This is a genomic window from Streptococcus sp. HJ1, from assembly GCF_052399005.1.
GTDB lineage: Bacteria > Bacillota > Bacilli > Lactobacillales > Streptococcaceae > Streptococcus.
In genome coordinates this window covers 1,234,599-1,258,056 of sequence record NZ_CP199005.1, presented here as the reverse complement: position 1 = coordinate 1,258,056, position 23,458 = coordinate 1,234,599, and the positions used below count along the sequence as shown (strand labels likewise).

Here is a 23,458-nt window from a genome sequence, read left to right as displayed (position 1 = left end):
TAATGGCAACAAAACAAAAAGAAGTAACCACATTTGATGTGCAAGTAGCGGACTTTATCCGTAACCACAAAAAAACAGGAACAGCAACAGATGATGAAATCAATTCAAGTCTGGTTATTCCTTTCACCCTCGATGCAGACGGCATTGAAGACCTTTTGCAACGGATTCAGGATGCTGGAATTTCTATCACAGACAACGAAGGAAATCCAAGCGCGCGTGTGCTTAGTGCAGAAGAAGAACCAGAACTCAGTGATGAGGACTTGATTGGCTCAACTTCTGCCAAGGTTAATGACCCAGTCCGTATGTATTTGAAGGAAATCGGGGTCGTTCCTCTCTTGACCAACGAAGAGGAAAAAGAATTGGCTCTAGCAGTTGAGGCTGGTGATATTGAAGCCAAACAACGTCTTGCAGAAGCCAACCTTCGTTTGGTGGTTTCGATTGCTAAGCGCTACGTAGGGCGTGGCATGCAGTTTCTGGATTTGATCCAAGAAGGAAACATGGGCTTGATGAAGGCTGTTGACAAGTTTGACTATTCAAAAGGATTTAAGTTTTCTACGTATGCAACTTGGTGGATTCGTCAGGCAATCACTCGTGCCATCGCTGACCAGGCCCGTACTATTCGTATCCCTGTCCACATGGTAGAAACCATTAACAAGCTTGTCCGTGAACAGCGTAATCTCCTTCAAGAATTGGGACAAGATCCAACTCCTGAACAAATCGCTGAGCGTATGGATATGACACCTGACAAGGTCCGTGAAATCCTAAAAATCGCTCAAGAACCAGTATCACTTGAAACACCGATCGGTGAAGAGGACGATAGCCATCTTGGGGACTTTATCGAAGACGAAGTGATTGAAAATCCAGTAGACTACACAACTCGTATCGTCTTGCGTGAGCAGTTGGATGAAGTCTTGGATACTCTTACAGACCGTGAAGAAAACGTCTTGCGCTTGCGTTTCGGACTAGATGATGGAAAAATGCGTACTCTTGAAGATGTTGGTAAAGTCTTTAACGTGACTCGTGAGCGTATCCGTCAGATTGAGGCCAAGGCTTTGAGAAAATTGCGCCAACCAAGTCGCAGCAAACCCCTTCGTGATTTTATTGAAGACTAAGAGTGAGGAATAACATGGCTTATACAGAAGAGCAAATTGAAACGATCAAAACACGCATTTTAAATGCTTTGGAAGAAGTCATCGACCCTGAGTTGGGGATTGATATTGTCAACCTAGGTTTGATTTATGAAATTCGTTTTGATGGTGAGACAGGTCACACTGAAATTGATATGACCTTGACAACTATGGGCTGCCCACTGGCTGACCTTTTGACAGACCAGATACATGATGCGATGACAGATGTTCCTGAGGTAACCAATACCGAAGTTAAATTGGTCTGGTATCCAGCTTGGACTGTTGAGAAAATGAGTCGCTATGCACGTATCGCCCTAGGAATTAAATAAAGACTAAGAATAATGCGAGAGACGATTGGAAAATAGGGTGAATTTATCCTTTTTCCTATGGTCTCTTCTTTCTTTTGCTGATTTTCTGGAAATAAAATGGTATAATGAAAGGTATGGAAAACGAAAAATTGCGTATTAATATGCTAAGTTCAAGTGAAAAAGTAGCTGGTCAAGGAGTGTCAGGAGCTTATCGAGAATTGGTTAGTCTCCTTCACCGTGATGCCAAAGACCAGTTGATTGTTACGGAGAATCTTCCTGTCGAAGCGGATGTAACTCACTTTCATACCATTGATTTCCCCTATTATTTATCCACTTTCCAAAAGAAACGCTCTGGGAGAAAAATTGGCTATGTGCATTTTTTGCCTGATACGCTTGAGGGGAGTTTGAAGATCCCATTTTTCCTAAAAGGAATTGTCAAACGCTATGTTTTTTCCTTTTACAACCGAATGGAACACTTGGTGGTGGTCAATCCCATGTTTATCGAGGATTTAGTGGCTGCTGGTATTCCGCGTGAAAAAGTAACTTATATTCCAAATTTTGTAAACAAAGAAAAATGGCATCCATTACCAGCTGAACAGGTTGCACAACTCCGGAAGGAAATGGATCTTGCGGAAGATCAGTTTGTCGTTATTGGTGCGGGTCAGGTTCAGAAACGTAAAGGAATTGATGATTTTATCCGTCTTGCTGAGGAATTGCCAGAAATTACCTTTATCTGGGCAGGTGGTTTTTCATTTGGTGGGATGACAGATGGTTATGAACGCTACAAGAAGATAATGGACAATCCACCTGAAAATCTAATTTTTCCAGGTATTGTTCCTCCAGAGCGAATGCGAGAGCTCTATGCTTTAGCGGATCTCTTCTTGCTACCAAGTTACAATGAATTATTCCCTATGACCATCTTAGAGGCTGCTAGTTGTGAAGCACCGATTATGCTAAGGGATTTAGATTTATACAAGGTCATTCTCGAAGGGAATTATCGTGCTACCAGTGATGTTTCAGAGATGAGAGAAGCTATTCTCGAATACAAAGATCGTCCTGAAAAGTTGAAAGACTTGAAAGAAAAAGCTAGAGAGATTTCTAAAGAGTATTCCGAGGAGCATTTACTGGAAATCTGGTTGAAGTTCTATCAGGAGCAGGCGGCTTTGGGCAAAAAGTGAGGTAATTTATGCGAATTGGTTTATTTACTGACACCTATTTCCCTCAGGTTTCTGGGGTTGCGACTAGTATTCGAACCTTGAAGACAGAGCTTGAGAAGCAAGGACATGCAGTTTTTATCTTTACAACAACAGATAAAGATGTGAATCGCTATGAGGATTGGCAAATTATCCGAATACCGAGTGTTCCCTTCTTTGCATTTAAGGATCGACGTTTTGCTTATCGTGGCTTTACAAAGGCTCTTGAAATTGCTAAACAGTATCAGCTAGATATCATTCATACTCAAACAGAGTTTTCACTAGGTTTGTTAGGGATTTGGATTGCGAGAGAGTTAAAAATTCCTGTTATCCATACCTACCATACTCAGTACGAAGATTATGTGCATTATATTGCGAAGGGTATGCTGATTCGTCCAAGTATGGTAAAATATCTGGTACGGGGCTTTCTTCACGATGTTGATGGAGTGATTTGTCCTAGTGAGATTGTTCGTGACCTTTTATCGAAATACAAAGTTAAGGTTGAAAAGCGTGTTATCCCAACTGGAATTGAATTGGCTAAGTTTGAACGACCTGAGATCAAAGAGGAAAACTTACAAGAGCTTCGTTCGAAGTTAGGTATTCAGGAAGGTGAGAAAATGCTGCTGAGTCTTTCTCGTATCTCCTTTGAGAAGAATATCCAAGCAGTCTTAGCTGCCTTTGCACAGGTTTTGAAAGAAGAAGACAAGGTGAAGTTGGTTGTTGCTGGAGACGGACCTTATCTGGACAGTCTGAAAGAACAAGCAGAGAAATTAAACATACAAAAACATGTGATTTTTACAGGTATGATTGCTCCAAGTGAGACAGCCTTGTACTATAAAGCAGCTGATTTCTTTATTTCAGCCTCTACGAGTGAAACTCAGGGCTTAACCTATCTAGAAAGTCTAGCCAGTGGAACACCTGTTATCGCTCATGCCAATCCCTATCTTGAAAATCTGATCAATGATAAAATGTTTGGGACCCTCTACTATGGAGAACGAGAGCTTGCAGGAGCTATCCTTGAAGCATTGATCGCTACTCCTGATATGTCTGAACAAAAGTTAGCGGATAAGTTGTACGAGATTTCGGCTGAAAATTTTGGGAAACGAGTTCATGAGTTTTACCTTGATGCTATTATCACAAATAACTTTGAACATGAGTTACATGATGGACAACCTGTCACTCAACGCTTCTTAAAAACGATTCTCTATCTACCTCAACAGGCTGTTACAAGCCCAGTAAAAGAATCCAAGCGTATTTTAAGAGCGTCTCGAAAACAATTGTCTAGCATCAGAGATTATTGGAGAGACGAATTCAAATAATAGAATAAGAGGAAGAAAAAATGAAAAAATTAATGAGAAGCGGGAAAGATCAAAAAATTGGTGGAGTATGCGCAGGAGTTGCTCATTATTTTGATATTGATCCAACAATTGTTCGTGTCATTTGGGCTGTTCTTGCATTTTGTTATGGGACAGGAGTCCTTGCTTATATCATTTTATGGTTGATTGCACCAGTTTCAACAGACTATTAAATTAGAATTATATAGAAAAAGGAGAAGTTATGGCTTTTGGAGATAACGGAAAACGTAAAAAAACTTTGTTTGAAAAGGTGACGCTTGTTGTCGTGCTCATCATGTTGTTTGTAACCCTTGCTGGTATCTTTGCAACTGCGCTTGGAGCTTTTAGCAGATTCTAAGCAAGCTACGAGGATAGAAACAATAACTAATGACTGGGTTCTCCCCAGCCTTTTTAAAGTGAGAAGAAAATATGAGTATGTTTTTAGATACAGCCAAGATTAAGGTCAAGGCTGGTAATGGTGGCGATGGTATGGTTGCCTTTCGCCGTGAAAAATATGTCCCTAATGGCGGTCCTTGGGGTGGTGATGGTGGACGTGGAGGTAACGTTGTTTTCGTGGTAGACGAAGGCTTGCGTACCTTGATGGATTTCCGCTATAACCGTCATTTCAAGGCTGATTCCGGTGAAAAAGGGATGACCAAAGGAATGCACGGACGTGGTGCAGAAGATCTACGTGTTCACGTACCACAAGGAACGACTGTACGTGATGCGGAAACAGGTAAAGTCATTACAGACTTGATTGAACATGGTCAAGAATTTATCGTGGCTCATGGCGGTCGAGGTGGTCGTGGAAATATCCGTTTTGCCACTCCAAAAAATCCTGCACCTGAAATTTCTGAGAATGGAGAACCAGGACAAGAACGCGACTTGCAACTGGAATTGAAGATTCTAGCGGATGTCGGCTTGGTCGGTTTCCCATCTGTTGGAAAGTCAACTTTGCTTAGTGTCATCACTTCAGCTAAGCCCAAAATCGGTGCTTACCACTTTACGACGATTGTACCTAATTTGGGGATGGTTCGTACGCAGTCAGGTGAATCTTTTGCAGTAGCAGACCTTCCAGGTTTGATTGAAGGGGCTAGTCAAGGTGTTGGTCTTGGAACTCAGTTTCTTCGTCATATCGAACGCACTCGAGTCATCCTCCATGTCATCGATATGTCAGCTAGCGAAGGACGTGATCCTTATGAGGACTACCTTGCTATCAATAAGGAATTAGAATCCTATAACCTTCGTCTTATGGAGCGTCCACAGATCATCGTAGCCAACAAGATGGATATGCCTGAAAGTCAGGAAAATCTGAAAACTTTCAAGGAAAAGTTGGCAGCAAACTACGACGAGTTTGAGGAACTTCCAGCTATCTTCCCTATTTCTGGATTGACCAAGCAAGGGTTGGCGACTCTTTTGGACGCGACAGCTGAATTGTTAGACAAGACTCCAGAATTCCCGATTTATGATGAATCCGATATGGAAGAAGAGGCTTACTATGGCTTTGACGAGGAAGAAAAGGCCTTTGACATTAGTCGTGATGATGATGCGACATGGGTACTTTCTGGTGAAAAACTCATGAAACTCTTTAACATGACCAACTTTGACCGTGACGAATCGGTCATGAAGTTTGCCCGTCAGCTTCGTGGTATGGGGGTTGACGAAGCCCTTCGTGCGCGTGGAGCCAAGGATGGAGATTTGGTAAGAATCGGCAAGTTTGAATTTGAATTTGTAGACTAGGAGATTGATATGGGAGATAAACCGATATCATTCCGAGATGCAGATGGAAATTTTGTTTCTGCAGCAGATGTGTGGAATGAAAAGAAACTAGAAGAATTGTTTAATCGTCTAAATCCTAAACGTGCTCTTCGATTGGCGCGTACAAAGAAAGAAGAAACACAGTCAAAGAAATAAAACAAATCCCGTGATCTTTTGATCACGGGATTTGTTTTATTCACTAAAGAAAAATGGTGGCGCATATTTTTTAAGACTCTCAAAACAAGCCTGCGCTTTTGTAGCATCTTCACAGATAATCATGCAGACGTCATCTCCACAAAGGGTTGCAACGACATCTGGAAAAGCCAAGGAATCAATTACAGATCCAAACGATTGGGCTAAACCGGGTAAAGTTTTCAAAATAACCTGGTGTTGCACAGGACGCAGCATAACAAGAGCGTCTTCCATATAGTTTTCAAGACGTTTTTCCCACTTGGAGATAGAGCCTGTATTTAGCACATAATAAGAATTATCCTCTTCGCGCACTTTTGAAAGGTTCATGGTTTTGATATCGCGTGATAAGGTAGCCTGAGTAACTTGGATATCATTTTCCGCTAACAAAGCTTGTAATTCAGCTTGAGTATGGATTTTGTTTTTTGAAACGAGGGCGCGGATAAGTTGGTGTCTGTGTTCTGATTTGTTCATAAAGTAAGTACTCCTTTTACAAGGTACAGTAGCGTGGACTGAACGAAAATGTCAGTCGGGGTGGTAGGCGGTATTGTCACGTATGATGATTTTAAAGTCAGTAGGATAAAGAACTAGATGGAGAGATTCTCCTTCTTTTAACTTGTCACTAGTTGCGTGCAGATAAACTGGGTAGCGATCCGTTTATCTACATTGATGTTCTTTAATGACAGTGAATCATTCAATTTGGGTAGCTTTTTGTCACGGCGTTTTGTGAATTTACTCTAAATGTAATTCACAGAGATTTCCAACATGTGGTGTAGTAGCGTGTATGATAAATGGTTACACATGTTGGTTAGAGGAAGTATCTTTTGTCCAAGTTCTATCTAGGGGCTTCTAAAATGCTTTTAGATGAACTGAATTTGATACAAAGTTTATGTTTGATTCGACTGTTCAAGTGGAAAACTTTGGTTATAGGAAGTTCAATGGTCAAATTCATTGACTTTTCCTTTGAATACTTCCATATTGAAAGTCTGGTAGATTATACCTTTTGACAAGGTAGGATAAGACTAGACTGTGCTAAATCAACAGTCAACTGATAGTCTGTATTATCTCGAATTGTAATCTCAAAGTCTGTGGTGTAGAGAACCAAACGGAGAGTATCTCCTTCTTTAAGTTTGTAGATAGTTGGTTGAAGCTCTAGCTGGAAGTCCATCCATTCATTTGGTTGGATTTCTTCAATCATCAAGAGATTGGTTCGATTTTGAAGATTAAGGTAGCCTTTGGTGATGACACGTTGGGCACTTGGGTTGAATGGCAGTTCACAGAGATTTTCTAACATGTGGTAACGACCATTATCAATGGTTCTAGCATTTAAAACAGCTGGATAAGGCTGCAGATATTTCTTTTGTCCAAGTTCTAACAGTTGGGCTGATAATAAGCCCTTGTTCGTACTCGATTTGACACGAAGTTTCAGCTCCACTCGCCCATTTAAGTGAATGTCTTGACTTACTGGAAGGTCAATGGTGATTTGATTGGCTTTTCCTTGGTAAAGTTCAGTGTTGAAGGTCTGGTAAGTCTTACCATAACGATCAAAATCTTTTTGATCATACTGGTTTTGAATCACTTTTTCATCATTACCAAGAGAGAAGGTATGCAGTTCATCCTGTTTGCCAAAGTTATCAAGACCTTGCCATTTTTGCGGTGCGATATTGTCCTGCCAGATGACAGTCGGAAGTTGATAGCCTGAGTCAAGTCCTAACAATTTCTTACTTAACAAGGCATTCATGGACTCGCGGAAGTCGATCGACTGCCAGTTGTTCATATAGACATGGGCACCATGATGGAAAAAGAGGTGCTTATTGATGTGGCTAGGAAGAGCATGAAACATCTGGTAAACATGAAGAGGTTTGACGTTCCAATCCTGGGAACCATGCGTAAAGACGACCTCAGCTTGAACCTTGTGAGCATTGAGCAGATAGTTGCGGTCATGCCAAAACTGATTGTAGTCACCAGTCTTGCGATCGAGTTTCTCTTTAACCTTTTCTAAGTCCGTTTGATGAGCTTCATTGCCACGAATATAGTCACCGCCTAAGAGATTGCGGGAGTAGGTCAATTCAGCAAGTGAGTCAAAATCCTCACCTGGATAACCACCTGGGCTGGTTACCAGACCATTTTCACGATAGTAGTTGTACCAAGAGGAAATACCTGCTTCTGCGATGATCACTTCCAAACCATCAACACCAGTGGTGGCGAGACCATTAGACATGGTACCTAGATAGGAAATACCTGTTGTTGCGACTTTGCCGTTTGACCAGTCAGCCTTGATTTGGCGCTTGCGCGTGTGGTCCGTGAAAGCACGACAACGACCATTGAGCCAATCAATGACATTTTTATAAGCTTCAATCTGCTGGTAGTCACCATTGGTCATGAGACCTTGAGAATCTTTGGTTCCAACACCTGATACATAGAGATTGGCAAATCCACGTGGGAGGAAGTAGTCATTGAGTGTATATGAGCTATTGATATGAGATAGCTTTTCTTCAGCTTCTGAGACGACTTCTGCTTGACCATGAGATTCGACTAAATTCAGCTTGGGCTCCTCAAGTTCAATGGTGTGGGGCGGTTTGACCTCAAGCACCCCTTCCATTTTGTAGAGAGCCTTGTCACTGGCTTTATCGTTGGTCCCTTGGTGGTAAGGGCTGGCAGTCATGACTGAAGGAATCTGTCCATCATAACGCGGGCGAATAATGCTGACCTTGACTAAGTCAGGGAGACCGTCGTTATCAGTATCCACACGACTCTCGACATACACGACTTCACGAATGACATCATGAGTAGAGAAGGTTGCCAAGCTCTTACCGTTAAAGTAGTGGTAGTGATTGTCTTCTGAAATGAGTCCATCACTAACAAGTTGATCAATGAGCGTATTTCCTTTTTTCGTTCTCGTATTGAGTAACTGATAAAGATTTTCAATGAGATCCCCATAAACAATAGGAAAACCAGTTTCTTTACGAAACTGTTCGGCATCCTCAAAGTCAACAAGATAGCTAAATCCTAAAAGTTGAAAAACGACTGTGTAGAAAATCTCCGCAGTTAACTCACGGTCTGACTGGAAAAAGGTTACTAAATCTGTTTCTTTATCCGCAGCCAAAGTCGATAAGGCATAATCCGTGTCAGAATAAGTGAAAAAACTCCAACAAATGAAGTCTTCAAACTGTCTTTTTAAGGACAGTTGGGGTGACAGCTTTAGACCAAGACCTTCTAATTCCTCAAATCGTTGAGAACTAGTGGTTGGTTGATAGCTGAATTGATTAAAACGCATGTTTCTCTCCTTTGAAAACAGACTGGATTTATTATATCAAAAAAGAGGGAAAAATGGAATAAATAAACTTAAATGAAATAAATTTCTTAAACCAGCATATCTATTTAGTAAGTTATTATAAAATGCTGAATAAATACCATAGAAGTAAGCCTTTTTCTAGAGAATTTTATATGTAAAACTGCATATAACTCCTATCTTTATTATTCTTCGTTTGGTATAAATATATCTAAATTTACATTTAAAACTATTATATAATATTAATTTTATATTTTCTTCCTTTGAAAAATGAAGAATTTAACAGTAAGAAGAGAAGAAGTTTGGAACTGATGATATTGAAAAGAAAGTGCAGAGTTGCTTCAATATCCAGCTTAAAATGGTATAATAGTAGTAAAACGAAAGCAAGGAGGAGAAGAAATGATTGCACAGCTCGACACCAAGACTGTTTATAGTTTTATGGAAAGTGTGGTTTCGATTGAAAAATACGTACAAATGGCTAAAGAATACGGCTATTCTCACCTTGCTATTATGGATGTGGATAATCTCTATGGAGCTTATCATTTTCTAGAAGCAACTCGTAAGCATGGCATTCGACCTTTAATTGGTCTAGAAATGACCTTGGTCAAAGATGAGGAAAATATTTCTCTTCGTTTTCTAGCCCTATCCACTAAAGGTTATCAAGAGTTGATGAAGTTATCCACTTTAAAAATGACTGGACGGAAAAAATGGTCTGACTTCACCTCCCACCTCGAAGATGTGGCTATTGTTGTTCCCTATTTTAATGGGGTCGAACAGTTGGATTTTGGGGTTGATTATTTTATCGGTGTTAGTCCAGATACTCCTCAAGAAGTCTTTACCAGACCCATTCTTCCACTCTATCAAGTCAACTCTTTTGAAAAAGAAGACCTACAGGTTTTACAAATCTTGTCAGCAGTCAAGGACAATGTCAGCCTGAGAGAAGTAGATGTACATTCACAACAAGGGATTTTTTTACCTGCCTCAGATTTAGAAGCTCGGTTTAAAAATCGCTTCCCTCAGGCGCTTGCCAATCTCCAGAATTTGATAGAGAATGTAAGCTATCAAATCGACCCAAGTTTAAAACTTCCTCGCTTTAATCCTGAAAGACCAGCGGTGGAAGAGCTTCGAGCAAGAGCTGAGAATGGCTTGATTGACAAGGGGCTAACCTCAGCTATCTATCATGAGCGACTGAATGAGGAATTAGCTGTGATTCATGATATGGGATTTGACGACTATTTTCTTGTAGTTTGGGATTTGCTCCGTTTTGGACGCTCCCAAGGCTACTATATGGGAATGGGTCGTGGTTCTGCGGTTGGTAGTCTGGTGGCTTACTCACTGGATATTACAGGAATTGATCCGGTTGAAAAGAACTTGATTTTCGAGCGCTTTTTAAATCGTGAGCGCTATACCATGCCCGATATCGATATCGACATTCCAGACCTTTATAGACCAGAGTTCATTCGTTATGTTCGTGATCGCTATGGTAGTCAACATGTGGCACAGATTGTCACTTATTCGACCTTTGGAGCAAAACAAGCAATTCGTGATGTTTTCAAACGCTATGGCGTTCTAGAGTACGAATTAACAAATATTACGAAAAAAATCAGTTTCCGAGATACGCTAACGACAGCCTATGAAAAAAATTTGCAGTTTAGGCAGGTCATCAATAGTAAGATTGAATACCAAAAAGCTTTTGAGATTGCTCGAAAGATTGAAGGGTATCCTCGTCAGACTTCTATTCATGCAGCTGGGGTCGTTATGAGTGACCAAGATTTGACGGACTATATTCCGCTCAAATACGGTGAGGACATGCTGATCACCCAGTATGATGCTCATGCAGTTGAAGCTAATGGTCTTTTAAAAATGGATTTCCTAGGTCTGCGTAACCTAACTTTTGTCCAAAAAATGCAGGAATTACTAGCTGAGTCAGAAAGTATTCATCTGAAAATCGAAGAGATTGATTTGGAAGACAAAGAAACTCTAGCCCTCTTTGCAGCTGGAAATACGAAAGGAATTTTCCAATTTGAACAACCAGGAGCCATTCGACTGTTGAAACGGGTCAAACCACAAGTCTTCGAAGAAGTGGTAGCAACGACATCCCTCAATAGACCAGGTGCTAGTGATTATATTGATAATTTTGTCGCTCGTAAGCATGGTAAAGAAAAGGTGACGGTGTTAGACCCTGCCTTAGAAGACATCCTTTCATCAACCTACGGTATTATGCTCTATCAAGAGCAGGTCATGCAGGTAGCTCAACGCTTTGGAGGATTCAGTCTTGGTAAAGCCGACATTCTCAGACGTGCCATGGGTAAGAAAAATGCCAAAGAGATGCATCTGATGAAGGAAGATTTTATCACAGGAGCTATGAAATTGGGGCATACAGAAGAAAAGGCCAACCAAGTTTTTGCAGTGATGGAAAAGTTTGCAGGCTATGGATTTAACCGATCCCACGCTTATGCCTACTCAGCACTGGCATTCCAACTAGCTTATTTCAAGACACACTATCCTGCTATTTTCTTTCAAGTTATGTTGAACTATTCTAGCAGTGATTACATTGTAGATGCATTGCAGATGGGCTTTGAAGTAGCTCCCTTAGCAATCAACAGCATTCCCTATCATGATAAAATTGCTCAGAAGAAAATCCATCTTGGTCTAAAAGCCATTAAGGGAATGCCAAGAGATTTGTCTTACTGGATTATTGAAAATCGTCCTTTCTCAAGCATTGAAGATTTTGTCACACGTCTTCCCAAGAATTACAAGAAATTGTCGCTTTTGACGCCTTTGGTTGAACTAGGACTTTTTGATGAATTTGACAAGAATCGCCAGAAAATCTTAGTCAACCTACCAAACTTATTTGTTTTTGTTGAGGAGTTAGGTGGACTCTTTGCAGATACAAATTATAGTTGGACTGAAGCTGATGATTTTACGGAGGCAGAGAAATTTTACAAAGAGCAGGAACTGATTGGGGTAGGTATCAGTGCCCATCCTCTCCAAACTCTTGCCAAACACGCCCTATATCCGACGACGCCAATCGCTAATCTAACCGAGGGAACTCAAGCCACTCTCCTAGTTGAAATTCAAAAGATTAAAGTGATTCGAACCAAGAAAGGCGAGAGTATGGCCTTTCTACAGGTTCATGATAGTAAGTCTCGGATGGATGTAACTGTATTTTCAGACCAATATAGAAAATTTGCTTCCATTTTATCCGAAGGGAAATTTTACTACATCAATGGCAAAGTTCAATCTCGAGATGGTCGTCTGCAAATGATTGCACAAGATTTGAAAGAAGCAGTAGCTGAACGATTCTGGATTCAAGTTAAAAATCACGATAATGATAAAGAAATTTCAACTATCCTAGAACAACATAAAGGCTCTATTCCTGTAATTATCAGGTATGTTGAGGAAGAGAAAACAATTGTTTCCTCCCAACATTTTGTAAAAAAAGATCCCCTTTTACAGGAAAAATTAGAGGGAATTGTTATGAAAACGATTTATCGCTAAAAATACAGAAAATAGAAGAATTTTCCAATTAAATGTGGTATAATCAGTAAGAATGTTAAAAGAAAAAGGAGCATAACCAAATGAAACGTATTGCTGTTTTGACCAGTGGTGGAGACGCCCCTGGTATGAATGCTGCCATCCGTGCGGTAGTTCGTCAAGCAATCTCAGAAGGAATGGAAGTATTTGGTATCTACGATGGATACGCAGGTATGGTTGCCGGTGAAATCTATCCACTTGATGCTGCTTCAGTAGGAGACATCATTTCACGTGGTGGTACTTTCCTTCACTCTGCTCGTTACCCTGAGTTTGCACAACTTGAAGGCCAACTTAAAGGGATTGAGCAATTGAAAAAACACGGTATCGAAGGAGTCGTAGTTATCGGCGGAGACGGTTCTTATCACGGAGCTATGCGCTTGACGGAACATGGTTTCCCAGCTATCGGACTTCCAGGAACTATTGATAACGATATCGTAGGTACTGATTTCACAATTGGATTTGATACTGCAGTCACTACTGCAATGGATGCGATTGATAAGATTCGTGATACATCATCAAGTCACCGTCGTACTTTCGTTGTTGAGGTAATGGGACGTAACGCTGGTGATATCGCTCTTTGGGCAGGTATCGCAACTGGTGCTGACGAAATCATCATCCCTGAAGAAGACTTCAAGATGGAAGATATCGTTGCAAGCATCAAAGCTGGTTATGAATGTGGTAAGAAACACAACATTATCGTTTTGGCTGAGGGAGTTATGTCTGCCGATGAGTTTGGTAAAAAACTCAAGGAAGCTGGGGACACTAGTGACCTTCGTGTAACTGAACTTGGACACATCCAACGTGGTGGATCACCAACCGCTCGTGACCGTGTATTAGCATCACGCATGGGTGCACACGCTGTTAAACTCCTTAAACAAGGAATCGGTGGTGTCGCTGTTGGTATCCGTAACGAGAAAATGGTTGAAAATCCAATTCTTGGAACAGCAGAAGAAGGAGCTTTGTTTAGCCTAACAGCTGATGGTAAGATCGTTGTTAACAACCCTCATAAAGCTGATCTTGAACTTTCTGATTTGAACAAGAGCTTGTCCTAATCAACTTTCATTAATTTGGTAACATGACCTTAAAAGGTCGAATTATATAAAGGAGTCACAAAAATCATGAACAAACGTGTAAAAATCGTTGCAACTTTAGGTCCTGCGGTTGAAATCCGTGGTGGTAAAAAATTCGGTGAAGACGGATACTGGGGTGAAAAACTTGACGTTGAAGCTTCAGCTCAAAATATTGCTCAATTGATTGAAGCAGGAGCAAACACTTTCCGTTTCAACTTCTCACACGGTGATCACCAAGAACAAGGTGAGCGTATGGCAACTGTTAAACTTGCTGAAAAACTTGCAGGTAAAAAAGTTGGTTTCCTTCTTGATACTAAAGGACCTGAAATCCGTACAGAATTGTTTGAAGGTGATGCAAAAGAGTACTCTTACAAAACTGGTGAAAAAATCCGTGTTGCAACTAAACAAGGAATCAAATCAACTCGTGATGTGATTGCTTTGAACGTTGCTGGTGCCCTTGATATCTACGATGATGTTGAAGTTGGTCACCAAGTTTTAGTTGACGATGGTAAATTGGGTCTTCGTGTTTTCTCAAAAGACGATGCAACTCGTGAATTTGAAGTAGTCGTTGAAAATGACGGTATCATTGCTAAGCAGAAAGGTGTAAACATCCCTAACACTAAAATTCCTTTCCCAGCCCTTGCTGAACGTGATAACGATGATATCCGTTTCGGTTTGGAACAAGGTATCAACTTCATCGCGATTTCATTTGTACGTACTGCGAAAGACGTTAACGAAGTTCGTGCAATCTGTGAAGAAACTGGTAATGGTCACGTTCAATTGTTTGCGAAAATCGAAAACCAACAAGGTATCGATAACTTGGATGAAATCATTGAAGCTGCTGACGGTATCATGATCGCTCGTGGTGACATGGGTATCGAAGTACCATTCGAAATGGTTCCAGTTTACCAAAAAATGATCATCACTAAAGTGAACGCGGCAGGTAAAGTTGTTATCACAGCAACAAACATGCTTGAAACAATGACTGAAAAACCACGTGCAACTCGTTCAGAAGTATCAGACGTATTTAACGCTGTTATTGACGGAACTGACGCTACAATGCTTTCAGGTGAGTCTGCAAACGGTAAATACCCACTTGAGTCAGTAACAACAATGGCTACAATTGACAAGAACGCACAAACTCTTCTTAACGAATACGGACGTTTGAACTCAGATACTTTCGAACGTAACTCTAAGACAGAAGTTATGGCTTCAGCTGTTAAAGACGCTACTAACTCAATGAACATCAAATTGGTTGTTACCCTTACTAAGACTGGTCACACAGCTCGCTTGATTTCAAAATACCGTCCAAATGCTGATATCTTGGCATTGACATTCGACGAATTGACAGAGCGTGGATTGATGTTGAACTGGGGTGTTATCCCAATGTTGACTGAAGCTCCATCATCAACTGATGATATGTTCGAAATCGCTGAACGTAAAGCAGTTGAAGCAGGTCTTGTAGAATCTGGTGACGATATTGTTATCGTTGCAGGTGTGCCACTTGGAGAAGCTGTTCGTACAAACACAATGCGTATCCGTACAGTACGCTAATCTAACATTAAAACCTATCATTTCAGGCTGAAAAGTTTGAGTGATAGGTCTTTTTTTATCAAAATGAGATTGTATTTAGTAAATAGGAATGGGAAAAAACTGAAAATTATGATATAATAGAACGAAAAGACCTTTTTAGTAAATTTTGAAAGAGTAAAACATGAGAAAAATTGTCATCAATGGTGGACATCCATTGCAAGGTGAGATCACCATTAGTGGTGCTAAAAATAGTGTTGTAGCGCTTATTCCAGCTATTATCTTATCAGATGATATTGTCACTTTAGATTGTGTTCCAGATATTTCAGACGTTGCTAGTCTTGTCGAAATCATGGAGATTATGGGGGCGACTGTTAAGCGTTATGAGGATGTCTTGGAGATTGATCCAAGAGGTGTTCAAAACATTCCTATGCCTTATGGCAAGATTAATAGCTTGCGTGCTTCTTATTATTTCTACGGAAGTCTTTTAGGTCGCTTTGGTGAAGCTACAGTTGGACTTCCTGGTGGATGTGATCTGGGACCTCGTCCGATTGACCTTCACTTAAAAGCCTTTGAAGCCATGGGTGCTAAGGTCAGCTATGAAGGAGATAATATGAATTTATCTGCCCAAGGTAAGGGGCTTCATGGCGCAAGTATTTACATGGATACCGTTAGCGTTGGAGCAACGATTAACACTATGATTGCTGCGGTTAAAGCTAAGGGACGCACTGTCATTGAAAATGCGGCTCGTGAACCGGAAATTATCGATGTTGCTACTCTTTTGAACAACATGGGGGCCCATATTCGTGGTGCAGGAACTGATATTATCATTATTGATGGTGTCGAGAAACTTCATGGAACGCGTCACCAGGTTATTCCAGACCGTATCGAAGCAGGAACCTATATTTCACTTGCTGCAGCAGTAGGAAAAGGAATTCGTATTAACAACGTTCTTTATGAGCATCTTGAAGGCTTTATCGCCAAACTAGAGGAAATGGGCGTTCGTATGACGGTCTCAGAAGACAGTATCTTCGTTGAAGAACAGTCTGGTTTAAAGGCCATCAATATCAAAACAGCTCCCTATCCAGGGTTTGCAACCGATTTGCAACAGCCTATCACGCCACTTTTACTAACTGCCCAAGGTCGTGGAACCATTATTGATACGATTTATGAGAAACGTGTTAATCATGTCTTTGAGTTAGCAAAAATGGATGCGGATATTACGACTACAAACGATCACATTATTTACAACGGTGGTCGTAAGTTACACGGGGCAAGTGTAAAAGCTACAGACTTGCGAGCTGGTGCTGCACTTGTCATCGCTGGTTTGATGGCTCAGGGCCAGACTGAAATTACGAATATTGAGTTTATCCTTCGTGGCTACTCAGATATTATTGAAAAATTGCGTAGTCTTGGAGCAGATATTACACTCGTTGAAGACTAAGCCGTTGAGGTGATTATGAATATTTGGACCAAATTAGCAATGTTTTCTTTTTTTGAAACGGAGCGCTTGTATTTGCGTCCTTTCTTTTTTAGTGACAGTCAATCGTTTTTTGAGATTGCTTCAAACCCTGAGAATTTACAGTTTATTTTTCCCAGTCAAGCAAGTTTGGAAGAAAGTCAGTACGCCCTTGCTAACTATTTTATGAAGAATCCTCTAGGTGTTTGGGCAATTTGTCTCCAAGGAAATCAGGAAATGATTGGCTCCATTAAATTTGAAAAGATTGATGAAATCAATAAAGAAGCAGAAATTGGTTACTTCTTAAAAAAGGATTCTTGGTCACAAGGTTTTATGACAGAAGTGGTTACCAAGCTATGTCAGCTTTCATTTGAAGAATTTGGTTTAAAACAATTATCCATCATCACTCATTTGGAAAATCAAGCTAGTCAAAAAGTAGCCTTAAAATCAGGCTTTAACCTCGTCCGACAGTTTAAGGGGAGCGATCGCTATACGCGAAAAATGAGGGACTATCTTGAATTTCGATACATAAAAGGAGAATTCAATGAGTAAACACCAGGAAATTTTGTCCTATCTGGAAGAGTTGCCAATTGGGAAGAGAGTTAGTGTTCGCAGTATTTCCAATCACCTAGGTGTTAGTGACGGAACAGCCTACCGAGCTATCAAAGAAGCTGAAAATCGTGGCATCGTTGAAACTCGGCCACGTAGTGGAACCATACGGGTAAAGTCCCAGAAAGTGGCTATTGAGAGGCTAACCTATGCTGAAATTGCTGAAGTCACCTCATCTGAAGTTTTAGCTGGTCAGGAAGGGCTGGAGAGAGAGTTTAGTAAATTCTCCATTGGGGCTATGACAGAGCAAAATATCCTGTCCTATCTCCATGATGGCGGTCTTTTGATCGTAGGAGACCGCACTCGCATTCAACTTTTAGCCTTGGAAAATGAAAATGCAGTCCTTGTAACAGGTGGTTTTCATGTCCAAGATGATGTTCTTGAGTTGGCTAATAAAAAAGGGATTCCAGTTCTAAGGAGTAAACATGACACTTTTACAGTAGCGACCATGATTAACAAAGCCCTCTCAAATGTTCAAATCAAAACCGATATTCTGACAGTCGAAAAGCTCTATCGTCCCAGTCATGAGTATGGTTTTTTGAGAGAAACGGATACAGTCAAAGACTATCTAGATTTGGTCCGTAAGAACAGAAGTAGTCGTTTCCCAGTCATTAATCAGCACCAAGTGGTTGTTGGGGTTGTTACTATGCGTGACGCAGGAGATAAATCCCCCAGCACGACGATTGATAAGGTGATGACACGTAGTATCTTCGTAACTGGCTTAGCGACCAATATTGCAAATGTCAGTCAACGGATGATCGCAGAAGACTTTGAGATGGTTCCCGTTGTCAGAAGTAACCAGACTCTACTTGGTGTCGTAACACGACGAGATGTCATGGAAAAGATGAGCCGTTCTCAAGTTTCTGCTTTGCCGACTTTCTCAGAACAAATCGGGCAAAAACTCTCTTATCATCATGATGAAGTTGTCATTACTGTTGAGCCTTTCATGTTGGAGAAAAATGGTGTCCTTGCTAATGGTGTCTTGGCTGAAATCCTTAATCACATGACCCAAGACCTTGTTGTCAATAGCGGGCGCAATCTTATCATAGAGCAGATGCTGATTTATTTCTTGCAGGCTGTGCAGATAGATGATACTCTGCGGATTCAGGCTCGTATTATTCACCACACGAGACGCTCAGCCATTATTGATTATGATATTTATCATGGGCATCAGATTGTTTCAAAAGCAAATGTTACGGTTAAAATTAATTAGAATCTAGGAGAAAAAATGATAACTTTAAAATCAGCACGTGAAATCGAAGCCATGGATAAGGCTGGTGATTTCCTAGCAAGTATCCATATCGGCTTACGTGATTTGATTAAGCCGGGCGTGGATATGTGGGAAGTTGAAGAGTACGTTCGTCGACGTTGTAAAGAGGAGAATTTCCTTCCTTTACAGATAGGCGTGGATGGTGCAGTCATGGATTACCCCTATGCCACTTGTTGCTCTCTCAATGACGAAGTAGCTCACGCTTTTCCACGTCATTACATCTTGAAAGATGGCGATTTGCTCAAGGTTGACATGGTACTGGGTGGTCCGATTGCCAAATCCGACCTCAATGTATCTAAACTCAACTTCAACAATGTTGAGCAAATGAAGAAATACACCCAAAGTTATACTGGCGGTTTAGCTGACTCATGTTGGGCTTATGCGGTTGGTACACCGTCTGAAGAAGTGAAAAACTTGATGGATGTGACCAAGGAAGCTATGTATAAAGGAATTGAGCAAGCAGTTGTTGGCAATCGTATCGGTGATATCGGTGCAGCCATTCAAGAATACGCTGAAAGTCGCGGTTATGGGGTTGTACGTGATTTGGTTGGTCATGGTGTTGGTCCAACAATGCACGAAGAGCCAATGGTTCCTAACTACGGTATTGCAGGTCGTGGACTCCGTCTCCGTGAAGGAATGGTACTAACCATTGAACCCATGATTAATACTGGTGACTGGGAAATTGATACAGATATGAAGACTGGCTGGGCTCATAAGACTATAGATGGCGGCCTGTCTTGCCAATATGAACACCAGTTCGTGATTACCAAAGACGGTCCAGTTATCTTGACTAGCCAAGGCGAAGAAGGAACGTATTAAAAAAAAGGGAGCTTAGCTCCTTTTTTTGTGTCAAATTTTATCAAAATAAATAAGCGTAGCAGACTTCTTACAAATTTATCCTTTTGTAGTAAAATAGGATTAGAATTTTGAGAAAGTAGGTAATTCGTTGGAGTCGATTATATTTCTAGTATCAGTTTTTTTAGCAGGTATCCTGTCCTTCTTTTCACCCTGCATCTTTCCTTTGCTACCTGTCTATGCTGGTATTTTACTGGATGATCAGGGGAATTCGAAAAGCTTTCGCTTTTTTGGAAGAGACGTTGCATGGTCTGGTTTAATTCGAACCTTGTGCTTTATTGCAGGAATCTCCCTCATTTTCTTTATTTTAGGATTTGGAGCTGGATTCCTAGGGCACATGCTCTATGCAGACTGGTTTCGTTATACTATGGGAGCAGTCATTATCCTTTTGGGTCTTCACCAGATGGAAATCTTGCATTTCAATAAACTGGAGATTCAAAAGACAGTCACCTTCAAACAATCCAAGTCTAATCACTATCTGTCAGCCTTTTTACTTGGGATAACCTTTAGTTTTGGTTGGACCCCTTGTATCGGACCAGTCTTAAGTTCAGTATTGGCCCTAGCAGCTTCAGGTGGCAGTGGTGCTTGGCAAGGAGCCTTACTAACCTTAGTTTACACATTGGGAATGGCCCTTCCTTTCATTGTTTTGGCCTTGGCTTCGGGCTGGATTATGCCCTATTTTAGTAAATTAAAACCCCATATGATCCTACTAAAGAAAATCGGGGGAGCTTTGATTATTTTGATGGGATTATTATTAATGCTAGGGCAGTTAAATGCCTTGTCAGGAATTCTTGGATAATTGGATAAAAGGAGAAAAAATGAAAAAAGTTATTTTTGCTGGATTGAGCCTCATGTCTCTATTCTTATTGATTGCCTGTGGTGAAAAAGAAACCAAACAGACAAGCAGTCCCAAACAGCCTGCTGTACAACAAATCGCAGTTGGTAAGGATGCGCCAGACTTCACCTTGCAGTCTATGGATGGTAAAGAAGTGAAGTTATCAGACTATAAAGGGAAAAAGGTCTATTTGAAATTCTGGGCTTCTTGGTGCGGACCATGTAAAAAAAGCATGCCTGAGCTGATGGAACTAGCTGCCAAACAAGATCGAGACTTTGAAATCTTGAGTGTCATTGCACCTGGTTTACAAGGTGAAAAAACAGTTCAAGATTTTCCAAAATGGTACCAAGAGCAAGGCTACAAGGATATACCAGTTCTATATGATACGCAAGCAACCACCTTCCAAGCCTACCAAATTCGTAGTATTCCAACGGAATACTTGATTGACAGTCAAGGAAAAATCGGAAAAATCCAATTTGGTGCTATTAGCAATGCTGATGCAGAAGCGGCTTTTAAAGAAATGAAATAAAGAAAAAATCGCGATTGTTTGCGATTTTTTTTATAGTTTTTCATTGATAAAGCGGATAAATTGATTCCACCAAACCTTCAAAAAGAAGGCTTTTTCTACTTTCTTTTCAGAAACCATTTCAAAAGATGGTTTGTCGGAAGTGAGATAGCCCTGACCGACCAAATCCTGATCATCATAGGTTAGAGTACCAACAACCTTGCCTTCTTCCAATGGAGCCATTTCTGATGTTGATTTCGGTGTGAATTGGAGAGTTGGTGTAGTACCGCTTCCGATGCGTTGGACGATGGAAATGTCTGACTTAGCGACAGCTGTCACATTATCTTCTTTACCATCCAGAACTGTTACTTTACTATCATTGTATGCTTCACCTTTCTGAACGACAGTTTTTAAGGCGAAGTTTGCAGAAATATAATCTAAAAGTGCAGAAGTTGCTGTAAAACGCGCATAAGGGTTAGTATCTTGTTGATCTGCATTTAAAACAACCGTAATAATACGCATCCCTTTCTCAACAGTTGTTCCCACGAATGAAGCGCCAGCTTTATCGGTAGTACCTGTCTTTAGTCCATCGATACCACCACGATAGGCAGGCATTCCTTCCAACATATAGTTGGTTGAGTGGATTTCAAGTCCTGCAAAGGTAGAAGTTGGCTTTTTGGTGATTTCCAAAACTTGAGGATAATCTCGGATGAGGTTACGAGCGACGATTGCAACGTCGTAGGCACTCAACTTGTTTTCATCGTCTTTTTTAGAACCAGGATAGATATTATCGCCCAGGGTCTCATTATTTAAACCAGTAGTGTTTACAATAGTTGCATCTTGAATTCCCCATTCAAGAAGTTTAGCCCTCATCTTGTCTACAAAGTCTTTCTCAGAACCAGCAATCTTTTCTGCTAGTGCAATCGCAGCGCTGTTCGCGCTGGATACCATTGTAGCCTCTAATAGCTGTTCAACAGTATAATTTCGAGCTTCCATAGGGACGTTACTCGCCTCAGAATTAGTTGTAAGTTTGTAAGGATAATCTGAAATATCAACAGGTGTAGATAGGCTGATAGTTCCTTGTTCCAGAGCTTCATAGACCAAATAAACTGTAACCAGTTTTGTAATAGAAGCAATTTCTACAGGCTGATTTGCATCTTTTTCATAGAGGATTTTTCCAGTTGTAGCCTCGACAGCAATAGCATGTTTAGCAGCAACATCAAACTCCTGAGCAGAAACAGTAGAAGCTGTTCCAAAAACCAACAGTGTCATAAAAGATAAAATTATTTTTTTCATATTAGCTTTATTTTATCATAAAGAAAAAAAATATTCTCGCTTTTTTACTAAAGCCATCTTATCTTTTTCAGAAATGTGGTAAAATAGAGAGAAGGAGGATACCTATGTTCCGTAGAAACAAATTATTTTTTTGGACAGCTGAAATTTTATTATTAACACTGATTTTCTATCTTTGGAGAGAAATGGGAGCCATCATTACTCCCTTCGTGACAGTTGTGAATACCATCATGATTCCATTTTTGCTTGGTGGATTTTTTTACTACATTACAAATCCAGTCGTTACTTTCTTAGAAAAGAGATGTAAGATCAATCGTCTAATTGGTGTCTTGGTCACTCTTTGTGCCTTGATTGGTGCTATCGTTGTAGGGGTCGTTTATCTCTTGCCGATTTTGATTAATCAGTTGACCAGCTTGATTATTTCTAGTCAAAACATCTATAGTAGACTACAAGATTTGATCATCGATTTGTCCATGAATCCAGTCTTCCAAAATATTGATATTCAACAAACAATTCAACAACTTAATCTCTCCTATGTGGATATCCTACAGAATATCCTTAATAGCGTCAGCAACAGTTTAGGAAGCGTTCTCTCAGCCTTGTTTAGTACAGTTCTGATTCTCATTATGACCCCTGTATTCTTGATTTATTTCTTGTTGGATGGTCATAAGTTGCTACCAATGTTGGAACGTACCGTCTTAAAGCATGACAAATTGAATCTTTCTAGCCTTTTAACCAATCTCAATACAACTATAGCCCGTTATATCAGTGGGATTGCGATTGATGCGGTTATTATTGGATGTTTAGCCTATATTGGCTATAGCGTTATCGGATTAAAGTACGCCTTAGTTTTTGCTATTTTCTCTGGAATCGCAAATTTGATTCCTTATGTTGGTCCAAGTATTGGCTTGATTCCAATGGTGATTGCCAATGTGTTCACGGATCCTCATCGTATGTTGATTGCGGTTGCTTATATGCTCATTATTCAGCAGATTGATGGAAATGTTCTCTATCCACGTATCGTTGGAGGGGTTATGAAAGTGCACCCGATTACGATTTTGGTTCTCCTCTTACTGTCAAGTAATATCTACGGTGTCATAGGGATGGTCGTAGCAGTACCTACTTACTCTATTTTTAAAGAAATTACTAAGTTCCTAGCGAAATTATATGAAAACCATAAAGAAGCTCATAAAGAAGCTAAGGAACTGGAAAAAACAGAATCAAATTAAAATCAGGGAAACCTGATTTTTTTGATGAAAATACTATCTTCCAAACAAAATAAGTTTGAATTCAT

The 23,458-nt window shown here is 40.4% G+C and carries 21 protein-coding genes; 18 read left to right on the top strand and 3 right to left on the bottom strand.

Annotation, left to right across the window (positions count from 1 at the left end; translation table 11 throughout):
• Window positions 1-2: 2 nt before the first annotated feature.
• The 8 genes from rpoD to ACT17O_RS06400 all read left to right on the top strand — a co-directional run bounded on the left by rpoD (window position 3) and on the right by ACT17O_RS06400 (window position 5,876).
• Window positions 3-1,112, top strand: a complete 1,110-nt coding sequence (gene rpoD, locus ACT17O_RS06435; RefSeq protein ID WP_000201892.1) for an RNA polymerase sigma factor RpoD — start codon at window positions 3-5, stop codon at window positions 1,110-1,112.
• A 14-nt stretch (window positions 1,113-1,126) separates the two neighbouring features.
• Window positions 1,127-1,456 (top strand): metal-sulfur cluster assembly factor, encoded by a 330-nt coding sequence (locus ACT17O_RS06430; RefSeq protein ID WP_000331930.1) that lies wholly within the window; start codon window positions 1,127-1,129, stop codon window positions 1,454-1,456.
• Between the two features lie 113 nt (window positions 1,457-1,569).
• Window positions 1,570-2,613 (top strand): glycosyltransferase family 4 protein, encoded by a 1,044-nt coding sequence (locus ACT17O_RS06425; RefSeq protein WP_444817260.1) that lies wholly within the window; start codon window positions 1,570-1,572, stop codon window positions 2,611-2,613.
• Between the two features lie 8 nt (window positions 2,614-2,621).
• Window positions 2,622-3,947, top strand: coding sequence for a glycosyltransferase family 4 protein (locus tag ACT17O_RS06420; protein ID WP_444817259.1), 1,326 nt, complete (start codon window positions 2,622-2,624; stop codon window positions 3,945-3,947).
• 20 nt (window positions 3,948-3,967) lie between these two features.
• Window positions 3,968-4,156, top strand: coding sequence for a PspC domain-containing protein (locus ACT17O_RS06415; RefSeq protein WP_000735789.1), 189 nt, complete (start codon window positions 3,968-3,970; stop codon window positions 4,154-4,156).
• Between the two features lie 29 nt (window positions 4,157-4,185).
• On the top strand, window positions 4,186-4,320 hold the full coding sequence (locus ACT17O_RS06410) for a DUF4044 domain-containing protein (RefSeq protein WP_000863851.1): 135 nt from the start codon (window positions 4,186-4,188) through the stop codon (window positions 4,318-4,320).
• Window positions 4,321-4,391: 71 nt separating this feature from the next.
• Window positions 4,392-5,702 carry a GTPase ObgE gene (obgE, locus tag ACT17O_RS06405; protein WP_206285442.1) on the top strand — a complete coding sequence of 437 codons (1,311 nt, stop codon included), beginning with the start codon at window positions 4,392-4,394 and terminating at the stop codon, window positions 5,700-5,702.
• A gap of 9 nt (window positions 5,703-5,711) precedes the next feature.
• Window positions 5,712-5,876, top strand: a complete 165-nt coding sequence (locus ACT17O_RS06400; protein ID WP_000502578.1) for a hypothetical protein — start codon at window positions 5,712-5,714, stop codon at window positions 5,874-5,876.
• Window positions 5,877-5,912: 36 nt separating this feature from the next.
• Here the strand turns inward: ACT17O_RS06400 and ACT17O_RS06395 are convergent, their stop codons facing one another.
• Both ACT17O_RS06395 and ACT17O_RS06390 read right to left on the bottom strand, forming a co-directional pair.
• Window positions 5,913-6,383, bottom strand: coding sequence for an arginine repressor (locus tag ACT17O_RS06395; RefSeq protein WP_049477502.1), 471 nt, complete (start codon window positions 6,381-6,383; stop codon window positions 5,913-5,915).
• 520 nt (window positions 6,384-6,903) lie between these two features.
• Entirely contained in the window at window positions 6,904-9,186 is a 2,283-nt protein-coding gene (locus ACT17O_RS06390; protein WP_247924106.1) for a Xaa-Pro dipeptidyl-peptidase, read from the bottom strand.
• A gap of 414 nt (window positions 9,187-9,600) precedes the next feature.
• On the opposite strand from ACT17O_RS06390, the gene ACT17O_RS06385 reads away from it, so the two are divergent.
• From ACT17O_RS06385 to sdbB, 9 genes are all read left to right on the top strand, one after another.
• Window positions 9,601-12,702 (top strand): DNA polymerase III subunit alpha, encoded by a 3,102-nt coding sequence (locus ACT17O_RS06385; protein WP_444817258.1) that lies wholly within the window; start codon window positions 9,601-9,603, stop codon window positions 12,700-12,702.
• A gap of 80 nt (window positions 12,703-12,782) precedes the next feature.
• Entirely contained in the window at window positions 12,783-13,790 is a 1,008-nt protein-coding gene (gene pfkA, locus ACT17O_RS06380) for a 6-phosphofructokinase (protein ID WP_061409134.1), read from the top strand.
• A gap of 66 nt (window positions 13,791-13,856) precedes the next feature.
• The gene (pyk, locus tag ACT17O_RS06375; RefSeq protein WP_033629868.1) at window positions 13,857-15,362 is read left to right on the top strand and encodes a pyruvate kinase; all 1,506 of its coding nucleotides are present in this window, start codon (window positions 13,857-13,859) and stop codon (window positions 15,360-15,362) included.
• 160 nt (window positions 15,363-15,522) lie between these two features.
• Entirely contained in the window at window positions 15,523-16,782 is a 1,260-nt protein-coding gene (locus tag ACT17O_RS06370; RefSeq protein ID WP_033629867.1) for a UDP-N-acetylglucosamine 1-carboxyvinyltransferase, read from the top strand.
• 15 nt (window positions 16,783-16,797) lie between these two features.
• Window positions 16,798-17,349 (top strand): GNAT family N-acetyltransferase, encoded by a 552-nt coding sequence (locus ACT17O_RS06365; protein ID WP_444817257.1) that lies wholly within the window; start codon window positions 16,798-16,800, stop codon window positions 17,347-17,349.
• Window positions 17,342-18,619, top strand: coding sequence for a CBS-HotDog domain-containing transcription factor SpxR (gene spxR / locus ACT17O_RS06360; protein WP_000033809.1), 1,278 nt, complete (start codon window positions 17,342-17,344; stop codon window positions 18,617-18,619). The genes ACT17O_RS06365 and spxR overlap by 8 nt, the downstream gene beginning before the upstream one ends.
• 15 nt (window positions 18,620-18,634) lie before the next feature.
• Entirely contained in the window at window positions 18,635-19,495 is an 861-nt protein-coding gene (locus ACT17O_RS06355; protein WP_000631558.1) for a methionyl aminopeptidase, read from the top strand.
• A 127-nt stretch (window positions 19,496-19,622) separates the two neighbouring features.
• Window positions 19,623-20,330: a thiol-disulfide oxidoreductase-associated membrane protein CcdA2 gene (ccdA2, locus tag ACT17O_RS06350; RefSeq protein WP_314977349.1), complete on the top strand. Its 708-nt coding sequence runs from the start codon at window positions 19,623-19,625 to the stop codon at window positions 20,328-20,330.
• Between the two features lie 19 nt (window positions 20,331-20,349).
• Complete coding sequence (gene sdbB, locus ACT17O_RS06345) at window positions 20,350-20,895, top strand: thiol-disulfide oxidoreductase-associated lipoprotein SdbB (protein WP_000755591.1); 546 nt, start codon at window positions 20,350-20,352, stop codon at window positions 20,893-20,895.
• Window positions 20,896-20,925: 30 nt separating this feature from the next.
• Here the strand turns inward: sdbB and pbp3 are convergent, their stop codons facing one another.
• Window positions 20,926-22,167, bottom strand: coding sequence for a D-alanyl-D-alanine carboxypeptidase PBP3 (gene pbp3, locus ACT17O_RS06340; protein WP_084857341.1), 1,242 nt, complete (start codon window positions 22,165-22,167; stop codon window positions 20,926-20,928).
• A gap of 104 nt (window positions 22,168-22,271) precedes the next feature.
• Between pbp3 and ACT17O_RS06335 the strand changes: the two genes are divergently transcribed.
• Window positions 22,272-23,393, top strand: coding sequence for an AI-2E family transporter (locus ACT17O_RS06335; RefSeq protein ID WP_000489829.1), 1,122 nt, complete (start codon window positions 22,272-22,274; stop codon window positions 23,391-23,393).
• The last annotated feature ends 65 nt before the right edge of the window (window positions 23,394-23,458 follow it).

Coding starts and splice junctions, on each gene's coding strand:
- rpoD (WP_000201892.1), top strand. CDS start 3: ATGGCAACAAAACAAAAAGAAGTAACCACATTTGATGTGCAAGTAGCG.
- ACT17O_RS06430 (WP_000331930.1), top strand. CDS start 1,127: ATGGCTTATACAGAAGAGCAAATTGAAACGATCAAAACACGCATTTTA.
- ACT17O_RS06425 (WP_444817260.1), top strand. CDS start 1,570: ATGGAAAACGAAAAATTGCGTATTAATATGCTAAGTTCAAGTGAAAAA.
- ACT17O_RS06420 (WP_444817259.1), top strand. CDS start 2,622: ATGCGAATTGGTTTATTTACTGACACCTATTTCCCTCAGGTTTCTGGG.
- ACT17O_RS06415 (WP_000735789.1), top strand. CDS start 3,968: ATGAAAAAATTAATGAGAAGCGGGAAAGATCAAAAAATTGGTGGAGTA.
- ACT17O_RS06410 (WP_000863851.1), top strand. CDS start 4,186: ATGGCTTTTGGAGATAACGGAAAACGTAAAAAAACTTTGTTTGAAAAG.
- obgE (WP_206285442.1), top strand. CDS start 4,392: ATGAGTATGTTTTTAGATACAGCCAAGATTAAGGTCAAGGCTGGTAAT.
- ACT17O_RS06400 (WP_000502578.1), top strand. CDS start 5,712: ATGGGAGATAAACCGATATCATTCCGAGATGCAGATGGAAATTTTGTT.
- ACT17O_RS06395 (WP_049477502.1), bottom strand. CDS start 6,383: ATGAACAAATCAGAACACAGACACCAACTTATCCGCGCCCTCGTTTCA.
- ACT17O_RS06390 (WP_247924106.1), bottom strand. CDS start 9,186: ATGCGTTTTAATCAATTCAGCTATCAACCAACCACTAGTTCTCAACGA.
- ACT17O_RS06385 (WP_444817258.1), top strand. CDS start 9,601: ATGATTGCACAGCTCGACACCAAGACTGTTTATAGTTTTATGGAAAGT.
- pfkA (WP_061409134.1), top strand. CDS start 12,783: ATGAAACGTATTGCTGTTTTGACCAGTGGTGGAGACGCCCCTGGTATG.
- pyk (WP_033629868.1), top strand. CDS start 13,857: ATGAACAAACGTGTAAAAATCGTTGCAACTTTAGGTCCTGCGGTTGAA.
- ACT17O_RS06370 (WP_033629867.1), top strand. CDS start 15,523: ATGAGAAAAATTGTCATCAATGGTGGACATCCATTGCAAGGTGAGATC.
- ACT17O_RS06365 (WP_444817257.1), top strand. CDS start 16,798: ATGAATATTTGGACCAAATTAGCAATGTTTTCTTTTTTTGAAACGGAG.
- spxR (WP_000033809.1), top strand. CDS start 17,342: ATGAGTAAACACCAGGAAATTTTGTCCTATCTGGAAGAGTTGCCAATT.
- ACT17O_RS06355 (WP_000631558.1), top strand. CDS start 18,635: ATGATAACTTTAAAATCAGCACGTGAAATCGAAGCCATGGATAAGGCT.
- sdbB (WP_000755591.1), top strand. CDS start 20,350: ATGAAAAAAGTTATTTTTGCTGGATTGAGCCTCATGTCTCTATTCTTA.
- pbp3 (WP_084857341.1), bottom strand. CDS start 22,167: ATGAAAAAAATAATTTTATCTTTTATGACACTGTTGGTTTTTGGAACA.
- ACT17O_RS06335 (WP_000489829.1), top strand. CDS start 22,272: ATGTTCCGTAGAAACAAATTATTTTTTTGGACAGCTGAAATTTTATTA.